10 protein-coding genes and 1 pseudogene are annotated in these 14,928 nt (G+C 46.5%); 2 read left to right on the forward strand and 9 right to left on the reverse strand.

Features of this window, described 5'->3' with window-relative positions:
* Nucleotides 1-16: 16 nt before the first annotated feature.
* The 9 genes and pseudogenes from DW947_RS09245 to DW947_RS09285 form a co-directional block, all read right to left on the reverse strand.
* On the reverse strand, nt 17-3,103 hold the full coding sequence (locus DW947_RS09245; RefSeq protein WP_117713975.1) for a SusC/RagA family TonB-linked outer membrane protein: 3,087 nt from the start codon (nt 3,101-3,103) through the stop codon (nt 17-19).
* Between the two features lie 139 nt (nt 3,104-3,242).
* On the reverse strand, nt 3,243-3,536 hold the full coding sequence (locus DW947_RS09250; protein WP_227212792.1) for a hypothetical protein: 294 nt from the start codon (nt 3,534-3,536) through the stop codon (nt 3,243-3,245).
* 6 nt (nt 3,537-3,542) lie between these two features.
* A pseudogene (locus tag DW947_RS09255) lies at nt 3,543-3,731 on the reverse strand (glycoside hydrolase family 125 protein); the annotation flags it as partial.
* A gap of 224 nt (nt 3,732-3,955) precedes the next feature.
* Nucleotides 3,956-5,137, reverse strand: a complete 1,182-nt coding sequence (locus DW947_RS09260) for a glycoside hydrolase family 172 protein (RefSeq protein WP_117713976.1) — start codon at nt 5,135-5,137, stop codon at nt 3,956-3,958.
* Nucleotides 5,138-5,165: 28 nt separating this feature from the next.
* Nucleotides 5,166-6,806: a ribulokinase gene (locus tag DW947_RS09265; RefSeq protein ID WP_119958489.1), complete on the reverse strand. Its 1,641-nt coding sequence runs from the start codon at nt 6,804-6,806 to the stop codon at nt 5,166-5,168.
* Between the two features lie 11 nt (nt 6,807-6,817).
* Nucleotides 6,818-8,248, reverse strand: a complete 1,431-nt coding sequence (gene fucP, locus DW947_RS09270) for an L-fucose:H+ symporter permease (RefSeq protein ID WP_117681007.1) — start codon at nt 8,246-8,248, stop codon at nt 6,818-6,820.
* Between the two features lie 25 nt (nt 8,249-8,273).
* Nucleotides 8,274-9,497 (reverse strand): DUF6786 family protein, encoded by a 1,224-nt coding sequence (locus DW947_RS09275; RefSeq protein ID WP_117704152.1) that lies wholly within the window; start codon nt 9,495-9,497, stop codon nt 8,274-8,276.
* A 14-nt stretch (nt 9,498-9,511) separates the two neighbouring features.
* Nucleotides 9,512-11,299, reverse strand: coding sequence for an L-fucose isomerase (locus DW947_RS09280; protein WP_117714089.1), 1,788 nt, complete (start codon nt 11,297-11,299; stop codon nt 9,512-9,514).
* A gap of 77 nt (nt 11,300-11,376) precedes the next feature.
* Nucleotides 11,377-12,381 (reverse strand): LacI family DNA-binding transcriptional regulator, encoded by a 1,005-nt coding sequence (locus DW947_RS09285; protein WP_005824684.1) that lies wholly within the window; start codon nt 12,379-12,381, stop codon nt 11,377-11,379.
* 229 nt (nt 12,382-12,610) lie between these two features.
* Here DW947_RS09285 and DW947_RS09290 point away from each other — a divergent pair, with 229 nt between their 5' ends.
* Nucleotides 12,611-13,675 carry a hypothetical protein gene (locus tag DW947_RS09290; RefSeq protein WP_119958490.1) on the forward strand — a complete coding sequence of 355 codons (1,065 nt, stop codon included), beginning with the start codon at nt 12,611-12,613 and terminating at the stop codon, nt 13,673-13,675.
* 329 nt (nt 13,676-14,004) lie between these two features.
* Nucleotides 14,005-14,928, forward strand: a 924-nt coding sequence (locus tag DW947_RS09295) for an FGGY-family carbohydrate kinase (RefSeq protein WP_243635080.1), incomplete at its 3' end; no start/stop codon positions are given.

The following is a 14,928-nucleotide window of genomic DNA, read 5'->3' on the forward strand; positions in this document are numbered from 1 at the left end:
TTTCTTCGTATCTTAATTAATTGTTGAAATTGATGCTAAAACCCACTGATACAGATTTCATCTGTGGGTATCTCAATCCATCGGTAGTTTCCAGTTCGGGGTCCCAAAGCTTGAAGTTGGAGAACGTCAGCAGATTGGTTCCTCTTGCAAACAAACGGCAGCCGCGGATGCCAATTTTGGTAGTCCAACGTTGCGGAAGAGTATATCCAAGTTCCAGATTCTTCAGGCGCAGGAAACTCATGTCACGCAACCACCATGTGGAAGCTTGTTCATTGTTTGCCACAGCCTTGTCTCCCATACGGGGCCAGAATACATCTTGCCTCGGATTTTCGGGTGTCCAACGGTCGTCAATGTTCGAATAGATGTTACCAGCACCTAAGGAAGAACCCGGCAACCAGGTCTCTCCGCCCAAGAGCTGGTAGGTTTTACCTGTTCCTTGGAAGAATACTCCCAAATCGAACGACTTATAGCTTACTGTAGCTCCAAAACCATAGACAATCTCGGGAATACGTGTACCGCCAATGGCTGTTTTATCTACTGCGGTCACTTCACCATCCCCGTTCAAATCTTTGTATTTAATGTCACCGGGACGTAGGTTACTCATATCACTGAACTTCTGTGCCGGAATTCCTTCCTTAAGCATACCGTTTTCATCGAAATCATCTTCCGTAAAGAGCCTTTCCGCTATCAAGCCAAACAATTGCCCTACAGGTTTACCAGTTTGCGAACGGTATGTACCCAAGATGGCGGCAGGTTCGTCTATTTCCACAACCTTATTGTGTGCGTAGGTATAGTTTGCCATAGCGGAAATGGCCCAATCGCTATTGAACTTGTGGTTGACATTCAAAGACACATCAAATCCCTGATTATCGACCTTGCCATAATTGGCCCAAACAGGGCGGTTGAATCCGGCAGAACCAGGCACATTCTTACGCTGCATGAAGATGTCATCGCGCTTTTCCTTGAACACATCCACTACGAGGTTCACGCTACCATTCCATAGACCTAAGTCGATACCGGCATTCATCTTGGTCACGGTTTCCCATGTCAAGTTGTTCACACCGATTTCGCCTTCCGAACGTCCAAGGCGATAGATTTCCGCATCTGTACCCCATCTGTACGAACCGGTATTGACAATGGTAGAAATATAGGCGAAACGTCTGTTACCACCAATGTTACTGTTACCGGCCTTACCCCAAGTAGCTCTCAGCTTCAAGTTGGAGATGACATCGGAAACCGGCTCCATGAATTTCTCGGAAGATACAATCCATCCCAACGCCACGGCGGGGAAGAAGCCGAAGCGCTTGCCTTTGGCAAAGTTCTCGGAGCCGTTGTAACCGAAGTTCAGCTCGGCAACATAGCGGCTGTCGTAAGTATAAGAGAATCTTCCGGCTATGCCTTGGGTACGATAGGGAAGCGCATCACCATTGTCATACTCCTTCTGGTTGTAGAGGAACATGGCGTTCACATCGTGCACTTTGCCGAAAATGCGGTTGTACGAGAACATTCCTTCCAGATAGATGGACTGATCGCCCCATTTAGCTCCTTTTTCATAGCCCAGGAACTCTTGTCCGGTGGTCTGCACATCAGTGATGATGTTGCCCTCTGCATCGCGTGCGGTGGCGGGATTGTAGTAATAGGGGTTCTTGGAACGTGTCACGGAAGTTGCCGAGAACTTGTCAAAAGAGAAGGTTCCCTTGAACTTCAGTCCCGGTGTGATGAACTTCAAATCCTGTTCCAACGATACTAGGGATTCAATCTTATTGTGGTTTAGTTTTTCGTATCCACGCTGTGTGGCCCACGCCCAAGGGTTCTGCTTGTACATCACACGGGGAATGCGTCCATCGGCATAGATGGCCGGATGCACGTAAGGAGGTACACGCATGGCTTGATAGAAAATGCCATGATTGGTTTCCGTGTCTCCCGGAGGAGCGTTACGGGTTTGCAGGAACACGCCCACATTGGCACGGAACAAGGTAGTGGGAGTCACATTCACATCTACATTGGAACGTACCGTATATCGGCTCACCTTCAGGGAAGAGTCCCACTCCTGGTTCTTGTCGCGTTCAATGATACCGTTCTCATTGTAATATCCTGCCACCAACGCATAACGAAGAATGTCCGTACCACCGTTGACACTAACGTTCGCCTTCGTGTTGTCTGCATGGTCTTTGGAGATAACATCCCACCAATTCACATCGGGATAGAGTTCCGGGTCGGTCTGATTCTTGTAGTTCAGCAAGGTGGCTTCGCTGGCAAAGGGGGCTCTACCTTGCTCGGCATACATTTCGTTAATCAGTTCCAGATACTTCACACTGCCGATGTAGTCGGGTATCTTGATGGGTTGCGTAAAGGAGTGTTCGAAGCGGACGTTCACCTGCGGCTTTCCAATCTTGCCGCGCTTGGTCTCAATCATCACTACACCATTGGCACCGCGCACACCATAGACGGCACTGGCGGCAGCATCCTTCAACACGGAGAAGGAGGCGATTTCTTCAGGGTCGATGTCGTGGAGCGAACGCTCGACGCCGTCCACCAATACCAGCGGATTGGTATTGCCAGTAAAGCTACTGATACCACGAATCCAGAAGTCGGAGTTATTGAACCAAGGGTCACCGCTACGCTGAACCGCAATCACACCGGGAACCATACCCGCCAGGTTGTTACTGAGCGAACGGCTGGGAGCCGCGGCAAGCTTGGCCGGCTCTATATTGGTAATGGAGCCGACCACAGAAGCTTTCTTCTGCGTTCCGAAGCCCACTACCACCACTTCGTCAAGGGCTGCCACATCTTCTTCCAAAGCTACATCAAGCACTCCTTTGGAGCCTACCGCTACCACTTTATCCTTGAAGCCGATATAAGAGAATTTTAATGACGGCTTATTACCTTTCAACGTAATCGTATACGTACCGTTGATGTCCGTCACCACACCATTAGAAGGGTCTGCCGCCTCCGTCACATTCACACCGATGAGTAACTCACCTTGTGCATCCATCACACGTCCGGTCACCTTCTTAGGCGACTGGGCAAATGCCGAGGTACTGATGCACAACAGTAGCATCAGCATCCAGCCCGCAAATTGCTTTTTGGGAATATTCTTCATTTCGTATCTTTATTAATGATTTATTGAATTTGCTGCTCCGTAGAACTATTCTTCCATAGTCGTACCTCTATAGTGACACAGCTTTACCAATATAGAGGCATAGTCTTGCCACTATAGTGGCAAAACCCCGGATATAAAATCAGCCTATGAATGTATAAAAAAGAGCGTTACCAAAGCTTACCCAAATATGGTTGATGGCCCCTGCTCCCTTGATGTCTGCAATGATTCGTTTCTCACCCGGCTTGAAAGGTTCCAGATGGTCTCTGTTACCTCCGGTAGGGTCTGTACTGGAGATTCTCTTGTTTTTTACACCCGATTTCAACTTTGCCAAGTCAAACATTTCGTTCGTCATGTTCGACTGTGCAAATACAGTAGGAAAGTACAATCCCAGAACAAGGGAGAGTAACAAACTGTATTTTGTAATTCTTCTCATAAGTTTTTATTTACATTGATTAATTAGATGATTAGTATTCCAATCATTGAATGTTTTCCACAGCAATTCTCCAAACAATGTATTGGCCCATGCAAACCAGCTCCTTGTGAATTTCTTGGGGTCATCCTTGTGGAATGACTCGTGCATGAATCCGGTACCGGCATGCGTTTTCTGGAGCATCTGGATACATTGCTGTGAATCTCATTAGAAGTATCTACGCCATGCTCAGATACTTGAATAGATCCATTTGTCCCCGATGCAGCGGTTGCAAGGGGCAAATTATCCCCTGCATACACTGCAAATGATAGCATTGATGCCAATGCTATGAAACCATTCCTATTAAAAGAAATCCTCATAATACTTTGATTTAATAGTTAATAAAAAAACAACGTAATTTTAAATATCGGGTATACCCAATTTTACCATCTTGGAATTTCCAAATCGTCCTTGCTCGGCAAAGCCGGGAATTTGGCATGCGGCTCGGCCTGGTACCAGAAAGTGGTCGACGAGATATCCGACTTCTGGTTGTTGTAGCGTCCGTCATGACGCCATCCCAAATCCTGTATCGTGACTTTCAGGTCCTTGTCGAAGCGTATCGGGTCAAGGATATGCCAGCGGTACAGCCCGAAAGCGGTCACTGCACGGTACAGCCCGTCGGGACGGATTACCTGGTGCATGCCGGCATAAGGGGTGGTGAACTCCTGGTACTGGTGCGTCTTCTGGTTCTCGAAATTATACGAGCCGCAGAAGTAGTCTTCAGCCCCGGTTCCACAGATAGTCGGATATTCCTTGTCACCGTCCATGTAGAACTTGATTTCCCCTTCACCCCACCAGCAGTTGTCGTTTACACGCCACGCCAGGTAGGTACCCACATACTGTCCCTTGCCCTTCACACCGTCAATCAACGTGTGCAGCGACCCCTGGGTCGGGTTGGAGCGGCGGAACTGCGCATGGAAGTAGGCCTCGTCCTCGGGAACTTCTGTCAGGGTGTAGTTGATTTGGTAGTACAGACGCATCTCCTCGGCGGTGTTGATGTTCTCCAGCGTGATACGGGCTTTCTTGCGGAAAGGCATCTTCCAGTAGCAGTTGAAGGCGCTGCCCGGATTCACGCAAACGGCCAGTGAGGAGAGCTGTGCATATTCATTGTATGCGCTGCAGAAGAAGTCACCCACCGGACATTCGACGGAAGGCTCCTTCTCATCGTCCCAGTACATTCTCAGGATGGAGAAGCGCCAGTTCCCGGTCGGTGTCATCCAGATCTGCTGGATGGCTCCCGGACCCTCGATCTCCGCAATCGTGATTGTCTCTCCCGGTTTCACGATGATGAAGGGGTTTACCTTCCAACCCTTGCCCAGGTCCTTGGCCGCATGATGAGCGTTGGCCACATTGCGCTGATCCTTGTCCCTGACCGGATCGGCCATGCCGCCCTTGCCCTTCTCGCCCGTGAAGTTCTCAGGGCTGATGGAACGTGTCTTGGCATCGGACAGTCTTGACAGGTTACCCATGTTCATGTCCAGACCGTTGAACGGGTAGTTGCTTTGGGCGTAAACACCCACGGTGGCCATGCATAAGGCCGCCAAAATTAATGATTTGATTCTCATGTTTTAAATAGATTAATGGTTTGTATACTTAGTTAATGGTTTCAGCAAGTTTTGCCAGTTCAAGATATTTCTTGTATAGTTTTTCGTAGATGAGGGCTCTTTTTTCATCCGGCCGGTATTCAGCTTCGATGTCCGACCCCATGTGCCTTGTCGCTTCATTGATATCCTTGTACACCCCTGCGGCAACTGCCGCGAACATTGCCGCTCCCAAGGCACAGGTCTGTTCCGAGCGGACCACACGGATAGGCATGTCCAGCACGTCTGCCAGCGTCTGCATCACGAAGGGCGCCTTCTTGCTGATACCTCCGATGGCATTGACCGAATCAATGCGCAGCCCCTGGCCCTTCATATGCTCCACAATACGGCGGGAACCGAAGGCGGTGGCTTCCACCAGCGCACGGAATATTTCCGGGGCGCTGGTACCCAGCGTGAGTCCCGCAACGGCACCCTTCACGTTCTGGTCCGCATCGGGGGTACGGCGGCCGTTCATCCAGTCCAGGGCGACAACACCGTCCTCGGAGGGTTCCATGTCTTGGGCCTCACGGGTGAGTTCCACCAGCATGCCGTCCAGAACTTTCTGCCTGGCATCTCCTCCGGGGATATCTTTCAGTGTCCATGCCAGCATCTTCCTGAACCAGGCGTAGATGTCTCCGAAAGCCGACTGCCCGGCTTCGAAACCGACGAATCCCGGAAGCACCGAACCGTCCACCTGGCCGCAGATTCCCTTGATACAGCGTCCGCCTACCTCGTCTTTGCCGGCAACCATGATGTCGCAGGTGGATGTTCCCATGATACGTGTCAGTATCCCCGGGGCGACGGATGCGCCTACGGCTCCCATATGGGCGTCCAGCGCCCCCACGGCCACGGCGATTCCTCGGGGAAGTCCAAGCCTGTCTGCCCACTCGGGTGTCAGTTCCCCTGCCTTGGTGTCGCTGGTGTGGGTTTCTGTGAACAGATGGGGGAGCATTTCCTTCAAGGCCGGATTAAGTTCTTCGAGAACTTCGCCGGAAGGAAGACCCCAACTGGCATGCCACATTGCTTTATGTCCAGCAGCACAACGGCTACGAAAAATCTGTTCCGGAATAGTGTTACCAGTTACTAATCCAGTCATCCAATCACAGTGTTCTACCCAAGCATAAGCAGCATCCTTTATAGCGACGTTTGTGTTGATAATATGTAAAACCTTTGACCATACCCATTCTGATGAATAAGTACCACCTTCATAAAGTAAATAATCAAGGTTACGTTTATTAATCAGTGCGTTGATTTGCTCAGCTTCTCGAACAGCTGTATGATCTTTCCAAAGAATAAACATAGCATCCGGTTCTTCTGCAAACTCGGGACATAAAGCTAATGGCATTCCTGCCCTATCAGTTAAAGCAGGAGTACTACCAGTTGTGTCAAAACATAATCCACAAATAGAAGCAATCTCTTCTTCCTTCAAATCAGATAAGGCTATATGTACAGCCTCTGTCATGGATTCAATATAATCCAATGGATGTTGGCGATAGCGATTGTTGTGTGCATCGCAGTAAAGCCCCGCTTTCCAACGGGGGTAAAAACTTACCCCCGTAGCCATTTCACGGCCAGTATATGTATCCACTACCAGTGCACGACAAGAATCCGTACCAAAATCAAGACCAATAACGTATTTCTTGTTTGATTCCATAGTTTAAAGCATTATTTGGTTGTTAACTCTTGTTTTCTTGCAATGAAGAACCCATAATAGGCAATCACTGCAAAAGCAACGGCCGGTACAGCATATGCAGCCATAATACTACCTGTCTGGTCGGAGACAATACCCTGAATTTGGGTCAGAACGGCAGCACCGGCAATAGCCATTACCATGAATGAACCGCCGATTTTAGTATCATCCCCCAAACCTGTAAGACCAAAACCATAAATGGTCGGGAACATCAATGACATACATCCGGAAATACCCATCAGGCAATAGACGCCGAAACTGCCCTTACCGAACATGGCACCCAAACAACACATTACAGCAAGAAGCGCAAGTCCTATCAAGAGTTTATAAGCTTTCACGTACTTCATCATTGCAGTGCATACAAACCTCATGGTCACAAAGAGAATGAGCGACATGATATAGTAAGTGGCCGCAGCCTGTTCTGCCGTACGCGGCAGCAAGTCATCCAATCCAAGCCATTCACAACAATTATAGAATGCGGCAGCTACCGGTTCCACTCCCCGTAATGCATTTACAACAGCATCTGCAGAAGCGGCTTCTCCTAAAGAAGCCAATACACCGTCAAAATTCAGCTGTACCATAGCATAACGGATTACGAATGACCATACGGCTATCTGTGCACCAATATTGAAAAATTGTGCTATTACACCCCATACATAATTCTTATTCTTTATAAGACGACGAAGAGTGGCACCAAACTCTATTTTTTCACCTTTTTCACTAAGATTAGGCATTCTGGTAAGCCGGATGGCAAGCAAGAGCACCAACATCACCAGACCAAGTACCACATAAGCAGTAGTAACAGCATTCAATTCCTGCCCCTGGATGGCGGCCAGTTCCTCAGCCGGAAGTTGGGCACGCTCTGTCGCCGTCATTCCATTCAGTTGTGAGAGGATGAAAATCTGACTGATCACCACTCCCGTAATCGCTCCGAACGGATTGAAGGCCTGAGACAGATTCAAACGGCGTGTCGCGGTACTTTCAGGACCGATTGCCAATACATAAGAATTAGTAGACGTCTCCAGAACTGAAAGTCCGGCAAAGAGAACAAAGATTGCCAGCAGATACATAAAGAAGCTGAAATCAACATTCACTCCCGAGCTAAGCATGGCAGGATAGAACAGTAAAGCCCCAAATGCATATAGACCAAGCCCCAGCATCACGCCTGATTTATAAGTGTATTTCTTGATAAACAAGGCACCGGGAACAGCACAACATCCATATCCCAACAAATAGCACACTACCTGTATCCAGGCTGTTTTTGAATCACTCATACTCATGATGCGCTTGAAAGCTGCAAGCATGGTATCTGTCAGATTATTCGGCACAGCCCAGGCAAAGAAAAGAGTAGTGAGCAGAATGAATGGGAAGAGGATTCCTTTCGGTATTATTTTATTTGATTCCATACGAATTCTCCATTATATAGTTACCCTATTGAAACTTTGTTTTTATTACATTCAAATCTGCTCCAAATAAATCTTGCACGATAGGAACCAATTGTTCATCCTTACCCTGTATATGAATCACCTTTTGCGTATGGACCAATGAGGCACCGGGAGCCAGCTCCGCACCAGGAGAAGACGTTTCAATTTCATAGAAAGGTCCCATTATAGAACCGTCTTCTACCGGACCGTCATTATAAGAGTTGATTACATCGCCGGCAAACGGATCTTCCTGAGGTCCCCATTGGCCATTTACGTAGACTGAAGGAGTTTCGGGAAGACTACACCACAGGATTGTGAGTACGCCTTTCGATGAATCATAACTTCCGCAAATATCCGTTGCCCGTGAAGCCGGCAATCCCAGCTTGGAACGATAGAGCCCGTCAATCTTGAAATAGATAATACCATTTTCCTTTATCAGCCTATCCGCCGGTATCTTACCGAAATATTCATCATTCACGATTGTTCCTTCCGCATCTTGCTTATAAGGAATGAATACAGTAGTGGTCGGTGTAGGATTAAAACAGCCGAGCATCCATACGGATACAAGGCCACCCTCTTTTGTCCATGCCTTGTCACCTGTATTGGTAATCTTATTCTCGCTCTTGTAAGCTACAATTTTCATATCATTTGTAAGCTGGATATTAAAATCGGCAGCCACTTCACCGGCATCCATCAACGATACAGTACGGTCAATATTCATATCAAAAGTAGTACCGGAAGCATTTGTCAAACGGGTATCTTTCACAAAACGGATACTACCGCTGTCCTGTGACTTTATGTCAAAAGCTTCAGTATCAAGTACCGGAGGAACTATCCAATTATCATAAACCTGCTCTTGTCCTCCCTTAAAATAAAGTGAGAACGGACCACCTTCCGGACCAAGCCAGAAGCGTTCCTCACCTCCTACCGGATTAAACTGGGAACTGACTTTGCCTTCATTTATGAAACGATAATTAATCCAGCCGTAACTATCACCCTCATCGCCGGAAGCGGAAGTAGTCATTACACGGCCTTGCCATGCGGGAATAACCATCACTTTAGAATTCCCATCAGCAGATACCAATTCAGTATATTCAATGCCGTGGTCCTTTAAGAACCGGGCATCATAAGCATAACTTCCCATCTTGATTTCTTTTTGTCCGCCGCATGATACAAGTATTGCAGTTGCACCTGCCAGCAGAGTGTTTTTCAGTTTGGTTGATTTCAACATAACGCCTGTGTCCTTTATTTATAGAGAGGTCCGTAATTCTTGCAAGCCCTATAGTCACTGCCTTCCATATCCTCGCCAAAAGCGGTCCATGCACTGGGACGGAAAATATCCTCCTCAGAAACATTGTGCATGCATACCGGGATACGGAGCATGGAAGCCAGAGTAATCAAGTCAGCACCGATATGGCCATAACTGATAGCGCCATGGTTAGCCCCCCAGTTATTCATAACGGTATATACATCACGGAAATATCCCTTACCTGTCAGACGTGGAGCGAAGAAAGTGGAAGGCCATGTACGGTCAGTACGTTCATTGATGGCCTTGAAGACATCCTTATCCAAGTTTACTGTCCAGCCTTCGGCAATCTGTAATACCGGACCTTGACCTTTTACGAGATTCAGACGGCACATTGTTACCGGCATTTCACCACGGGTCAGGAACTGGGAAGAATAACCACCGCCACGCATATATTCGCGACTGGCCGGATGCCACTTGGTCGCAGAAAGACAAGCTTCCACTTCCTCTTCCGTAATTTCCCAGAAAGGCTTCATTACCGGTTTATTGTCACGTGTCTGGCAGCCTGTCCCATCAAGCGTACAGGAGCCTGAGTTGATCAGGTGAATGAAACCGTTTGCCGCCTTACCTTCCAATTTCTTACCCGTTACCCGTTCTATGGCATTCGGACTCCAATAAGTACGCACATCCGCAAATATCTGTGCAGTATTGGTCAATAGATGATTGAAGAGCATTGAAGTACAATTCAGCGTATCATTTTCCGTAGCGAAAGTAAACGCTTCACGGATACCGTTCCAATCGAAAGAAGTATTCAGTATAGCTTCTGAAAAATCACCGTCAGGCTTATAATCCGTCCACTGGCGCTGTCCCTGGAAACCCGCGGCAATCGCATTGTGTCCCATTGACTCTTCCTTGAACCCCATTTCAGCCAATTTCGGATTGCCAATCATCATATCACGGAAAATAAGGGTCATTTTTACCACGTATTCCCAACGGGCATCTTTCTCTTCACGGGAATATACCAGATGTTCCGGATTAAAGTCTGTCCCTTCATTACTCTTGCAATACTTTTCTGTCCATGCCATGGCACGTGCGAACTCTTCATGGTCATAAATGCCCAACTGGACACGACGTTCTATCTCACTGGCATCCACATACTCATTACGCATGCCCAAATACTCCTGGAAGAAATCAGGATTGGGAATAGAGCCTGCAATGCCCATGGATACACTGCCGATTGAAAGATAGGATTTCCCCTTCATTGTAGCCACAGCTATACCTGCACGGGCAAAGCGCAACAATTTCTCCTGTACATCTTCCGGTATCTCCATATCGGTCACCTCCTGTACATCACGTCCGTAAATGCCAAAAGTAGGCAATCCCTTCTGTGTATGGCTTGCCAATGCCGAAGCCAGGTAAACCGCACCCGGACGTTCCGTACCGTTAAAGCCCCAGATGGCTTTCGGCATCTCTCCGTCCATATCAATAGTCTCGAATCCATAACACCAGCAAGGAGTTACAGAAAGTACGACACCCACTCCACTATTACGGAATTTTTCAGCCGCCATGGCGGCTTCAGCCACTCCACCGATAGTTGTATCTGCAATGACGCACTCTACGGAAGTGCCGTCACTATGACGTAAGACAGAAGAATAAAGCTCGGCCACTTTATGGGCCATGCCCATAGTCATATCCTCCAATGACTCACGGATACCTCCACGGCGACCGTCAATAATAGGTCTGATACCAATTTTCGGCTTTCCACCGATTAATCTTGAATTTCTCATGGTTCAACTGTTTTTATTGAGATTAATATAAAAATTAACTAAATCGATTAAGCCATCATGTAAAAAAAACAGCTCTCCTAAGGAGCCATTTCAATAAATTCTCCCTCGGCAAGCACAGACTGCACTGTATTACCGTTAATAATGATATCTATCAGTATTTCAAGTGCTTTCTGTACTAAAACATCTATAGGCTGCTGAATATAGGATATAGGGGCATCAAAAAAGTCAAATACCGGATTACCGTCAAAACCCACTAAACCTATTTTACCAATAATTCCCTCTCCCATGTCCTTTATTGTATATAAACAAGCCAATGAAATCATGTTGGTGGCAAAAAGAAAAGCGTCTACACCACCATCAATCATTTTAGGCAACAAACGGTCTGCGGACTTTCTGGGAGCATCCTGCCTCAAAAAGACCACGTTAGCCAAGTTTCTCTTACCGGCTTCATCCATAGCCTTTTTATAACCACGAATACGCTCTTTCATATGGATAAGGTTGACATCATAAGCCACCATACAAGGAGCGTTATAGCCTGCATTCAAAAGATGTTTGGTTGATATATAGGAAGCATTGAAGTTATTCAACGCCACATAGCTGACATTGATTTCCGGAAAATAGCGGTCGAACAAAACAATAGGGATATTATTGTTCACAAGTGAAGCGATGGATTTCTCAGAATTGTCACAAGGAACAATGATGAGTCCATCTACACCTTTATTAATAAGGTTACTAACAACACGGGTCATCTTATCCTTATCCTCATCTGAACTTCCAAAAAGTACGGTATATCCCCGTTTGGTTGCCTCATCTTCCAATACACGCGCTAATTGAGAAAAAAATGGGTTGGAAATATCAGAAACCACTAATCCTATTGTTTTTGTTTTGCCACTACGAAGACTTTTGGCCGCAAGATTAGGCTGGTAGTTCATTTCATTGGCAATTTTCAATATGCGTTGGGCAGTTTCTTCTCCCACGCGATACTCTTTCTTTTTCCCATTCAAAACGAACGAAACCAATGCTGTTGAAACGCCTGCAGCTTCAGCAATATCCTTCAGCGATATTTTTTTTAGTGACGACATATATTTGTGTAACGTTTTTGCTATATAATAGTATTATACTTTTAGGTTACCTCTTGAATCAGTAGCACTTATCGTATTCTCACGATGCAAATATAAACATAAAAATTAAATCTACAAATTATTTTGCTAATTCGTTATAACATTTTATATTTGCAGTACCAAATCATGCTAAAAACGATATGAACTACCATAAACGACACATAAAAATTAATTTTAAACTTTTAAAATCATGAAAACCAAGATTCTATTTACACTTTTATTCTTTGCATGCGGAATACACTACCTTTATGGACAGACTAACCTACAAATAGCCCCGGAAACTTTAGCAACTCCGGAAAAAAATGGAATATGGTTACAACCTGCTCAAAATACAAAAGCACAACCCATTTGGGGATTTGCAAATGGTATCCGAATAGGAATTGCTCCATTAGGAGGTCCGCGTGGACTAATTCGTATCTATACACCTTATTTAGAACATGATGAATTTGTTGTTACCAATTTCATTGCTTTTGAACCAATTGATAAAGCAAAAAATAATAGGGGGCTCTCAGAACTGGAATGGAGTCAACTCGATAATGTTCGTGGAAAACGTTTTTGGAGTGGGAATACTCCTGAAGCTCCCTCATTCCCAAATCAATATTATCCAGCTCACGGAGTAATAGCAAAGGAAAATGGAGTTGAAACACTTACTGTGTATTTCTTTTGTGAAACTTTTGATAATGGTGCGGATATTTATGTCCGGACTAAATTCACAGAAGGAAAGCCTTATGAGTTTGAATTAACTACGTATACCACGGAAGAATCAGATGAGCTAAATCGTTTTATACTCACAGCTACTATGGGAAACAAAGCAAGACTTAGGACATTACATCTCGCAGATGGTAAAACGAAAGAAGCCGGCCAATTATGGCCGAGCTATAAAGATTCTAATTTCACAGAACATAACCATACTCCAGTGGCAGAAATGATAAAAGATAAAAATGGAGGTGTATGGTTTATAGCGTCACCTGATGAGAAAGACCCTACAAAAGCTGTATATGCTGAAGATACACATACACATTGGAAATATACTGGTAAAAAAGCAACGCAATATTGGTATTGTTCCAATCCAAGTAATGAGTTAGAAGGAGTTGTGAATGGTCGTTATACTTATTGGGCAAGTAAATCTCCGATACCTGGTGGTATCGCTTATGAGAACTTTGAACTGACTGAACCATTTCAGTCTGGTCAAAGCTATATTTTTGGTATCACACCTCTTTCACCGGAAGAATTAATAAACCACATTATGAAATAAGAACGGACTACTTTTTGGGTAGAACTTCTTTTCCTCCTTATTTATCCCCTCTTTTGTTCTTAATTTATAGAACAGAAAAGGATAAAAGGTGGATAAAAATAAGAAAAGGATAAATTACAAAACTTACTAAATAGCTTATTACTCTAATGAGAGCAGCAGAAAATAGATACTCTATTTCTACTGTTCTCATTTTATATATATATACAACTTGTCATAGTATAAAATCTCAAAACAATCTTTTAAAGTCAACTTAAGAGATACTTCTTAACTATTGTTGGGGTCTTCCTTCCGGCGAAGTTCTCGAAGAACTTAATCCGGCCTTGAAGGAAATGCTCCCCCATCTGTTCACAGAAACCCACACCAGCGACACCAAGGCAGGGGAACTGACACCCGAGTGGGCAGACAGGCTTGGACTTCCCCGAGGAATCGCCGTGGCCGTGGGGGCGCTGGACGCCCATATGGGAGCCGTAGGCGCATCCGTCGCCCCGGGGATACTGACACGTATCATGGGAACATCCACCTGCGACATCATGGTTGCCGGCAAAGACGAGGTAGGCGGACGCTGTATCAAGGGAATCTGCGGCCAGGTGGACGGTTCGGTGCTTCCGGGATTCGTCGGTTTCGAAGCCGGGCAGTCGGCTTTCGGAGACATCTACGCCTGGTTCAGGAAGATGCTGGCATGGACACTGAAAGATATCCCCGGAGGGGAGGCCAGGCAGAAAGTTCTGGACGGCATGCTGGTGGAACTCACCCGTGAGGTCCAGGACATGGAACCCTCCGAGGATGGTGTTGTCGCCCTGGACTGGATGAACGGCCGCCGTACCCCCGATGCGGACCAGAACGTGAAGGGTGCCGTTGCGGGACTCACGCTGGGTACCAGCGCCCCGGAAATATTCCGTGCGCTGGTGGAAGCCACCGCCTTCGGTTCCCGCCGTATTGTGGAGCATATGAAGGGCCAGGGGCTGCGCATTGATTCGGTCAATGCCATCGGAGGTATCAGCAAGAAGGCGCCCTTCGTGATGCAGACGCTGGCAGACGTGCTGGACATGCCTATCCGTGTGGTCCGCTCGGAACAGACCTGTGCCTTGGGAGCGGCAATGTTCGCGGCAGTTGCCGCAGGGGTGTACAAGGATATCAATGAGGCGACAAGGCATATGGGGTCGGACATCGAGGCTGAATACCGGCCGGATGAGAAAAGAGCCCTCATCTACGAAAAACTATACAAGAAATATCTTGAACTGGCAAAACTTGCT

The organism is Bacteroides sp. AM44-19, assembly GCF_003603395.1.
In the GTDB taxonomy this organism is placed as follows: Bacteria; Bacteroidota; Bacteroidia; order Bacteroidales; family Bacteroidaceae; genus Bacteroides; species Bacteroides uniformis.

Bases quoted from the DNA above. Each gene is read 5' to 3' on its own strand.
- fucP (WP_117681007.1), bottom strand. From the start codon at position 8,248: ATGGAATCAAATAAAATAATACCGAAAGGAATCCTCTTCCCATTCATT.
- DW947_RS09260 (WP_117713976.1), bottom strand. From the start codon at position 5,137: ATGAGAATCAAATCATTAATTTTGGCGGCCTTATGCATGGCCACCGTG.
- DW947_RS09245 (WP_117713975.1), bottom strand. From the start codon at position 3,103: ATGAAGAATATTCCCAAAAAGCAATTTGCGGGCTGGATGCTGATGCTA.
- DW947_RS09250 (WP_227212792.1), bottom strand. From the start codon at position 3,536: ATGAGAAGAATTACAAAATACAGTTTGTTACTCTCCCTTGTTCTGGGA.
- DW947_RS09285 (WP_005824684.1), bottom strand. From the start codon at position 12,381: ATGTCGTCACTAAAAAAAATATCGCTGAAGGATATTGCTGAAGCTGCA.
- DW947_RS09265 (WP_119958489.1), bottom strand. From the start codon at position 6,806: ATGGAATCAAACAAGAAATACGTTATTGGTCTTGATTTTGGTACGGAT.
- DW947_RS09275 (WP_117704152.1), bottom strand. From the start codon at position 9,497: ATGTTGAAATCAACCAAACTGAAAAACACTCTGCTGGCAGGTGCAACT.
- DW947_RS09280 (WP_117714089.1), bottom strand. From the start codon at position 11,299: ATGAGAAATTCAAGATTAATCGGTGGAAAGCCGAAAATTGGTATCAGA.
- DW947_RS09290 (WP_119958490.1), top strand. From the start codon at position 12,611: ATGAAAACCAAGATTCTATTTACACTTTTATTCTTTGCATGCGGAATA.